This window comes from Glycomyces sp. TRM65418 (assembly GCF_019710475.1).
GTDB lineage: Bacteria > Actinomycetota > Actinomycetes > Mycobacteriales > Micromonosporaceae > Glycomyces.
In genome coordinates this window covers 1-1,802 of the sequence record NZ_JAJFAX010000022.1, presented here as the reverse complement: position 1 = coordinate 1,802, position 1,802 = coordinate 1, and the positions used below count along the sequence as shown (strand labels likewise).

At 57.8% G+C, this 1,802-nt stretch carries 1 rRNA gene; it reads right to left on the bottom strand.

Features of this window, described 5'->3' with window-relative positions:
• Positions 1-43 precede the first annotated feature (43 nt).
• Positions 44-1,576, bottom strand: a 16S ribosomal RNA gene (locus tag K3N28_RS23150).
• Between the last annotated feature and the right edge of the window lie 226 nt (positions 1,577-1,802).

Sequence of the window (1,802 nt, the reverse complement as noted above, 5' to 3'; positions counted from 1 at the left end):
CGGATGGTTGACGCCTCGTTATCCGAGGGTCGGGACTCCTTAGAAAGGAGGTGATCCAGCCGCACCTTCCGGTACGGCTACCTTGTTACGACTTCGTCCTAATCGCCAGCCCCACCTTCGACCACTCCCTCCGGACAAGCCGGTTAGGCCGCAGGCTTCGGGTGTTGCCAACTTTCATGACGTGACGGGCGGTGTGTACAAGGCCCGGGAACGCATTCACCGCAGCGTTGCTGATCTGCGATTACTAGCGACTCCACCTTCATCGAGTCGAGTTGCAGACTCGAATCCGAACCAAGACCGGCTTTACAGGGATTCGCTCCACCTCACGGTATCGCAACCCGCTGTACCGGCCAATGTAGCATGCGTGAAGCCCTAGACATAAGGGGCATGATGACTTGACCTCATCCCCACCTTCCTCCGAGTTAACCCCGGCAGTCTCCCGTGAGTCCCCAACTCAATGCTGGCAACACGGGATAAGGGTTGCGCTCGTTGCGGGACTTAACCCAACATCTCACGACACGAGCTGACGACAGCCATGCACCACCTGTCACCCAGTCCGAAGAGGCCTCTATCTCTAGAGGTTTCCGGGTGATGTCAAACCTAGGTAAGGTTCTTCGCGTTGCATCGAATTAATCCGCATGCTCCGCCGCTTGTGCGGGCCCCCGTCAATTCCTTTGAGTTTTAGCCTTGCGGCCGTACTCCCCAGGCGGGGCGCTTAATGCGTTAGCTACGGCACAGAATCAACCAACGTGACCCCACACCTAGCGCCCACCGTTTACAGCATGGACTACCAGGGTATCTAATCCTGTTCGCTCCCCACGCTTTCGCTCCTCAGCGTCAGAACAATCCCAGAGATCCGCCTTCGCCACCGGTGTTCCTCCACATATCTGCGCATTTCACCGCTACACGTAGAATTCCGATCTCCCCTAATTGCCTCAAGTCGACCCGTATCCACCGCAAAACCCCGGTTAAGCCGAGGCCTTTCACGGCGGACGCAATCAACCGCCTACGAGCCCTTTACGCCCAATAAATCCGGACAACGCTCGCGCCCTACGTCTTACCGCGGCTGCTGGCACGTAGTTAGCCGGCGCTTATTCAACCACTACCGTCAACCCCGCGAATACGGAGCCTTCGTGGTGGATAAAAGAGGTTTACAACCCGAAAGCCGTCATCCCTCACGCGGCGTCGCTGCATCAGGCTTCCGCCCATTGTGCAAAATTCCCCACTGCTGCCTCCCGTAGGAGTCTGGGCCGTATCTCAGTCCCAATGTGACCGACCGCCCTCTCAGGCCGGCTACCCGTCAACGCCTTGGTAGGCCATCACCCCACCAACCAGCTGATAGGCCGCGGGCCCCTCCCCAACCGCAAAAACTTTCCACCAACCTCCATGCAGAGACTGGTCGTATCCGGTATTAGCCGTCGTTTCCAACGGTTATCCCAGAGATGGGGGCAGGTTACCCACGTGTTACTCACCCGTTCGCCACTCGAGCACCCCCGAAGGGGCCTTTCCGTTCGACTTGCATGTGTGAAGCACGCCGCCAGCGTTCGTCCTGAGCCAGGATCAAACTCTCCAACAAAAACCTGTTGCGCACCATCACCCGAAGGCAACAGCGACTTTGGTATGTGTCGAAGCATGTCCCGACCGATTTTCACGAGACACCCCGACCAAACAGCCGAAGCATCCCAAGGAAAAGACAGTCAAAAACAGTACCGACCAGAACCCCCCGACACCTCGGCCGAGAACCTCCAGCCAGCCCGCACGCTGACCATCCAAACACCCTGTTGAGTTCTCAAACAACACGC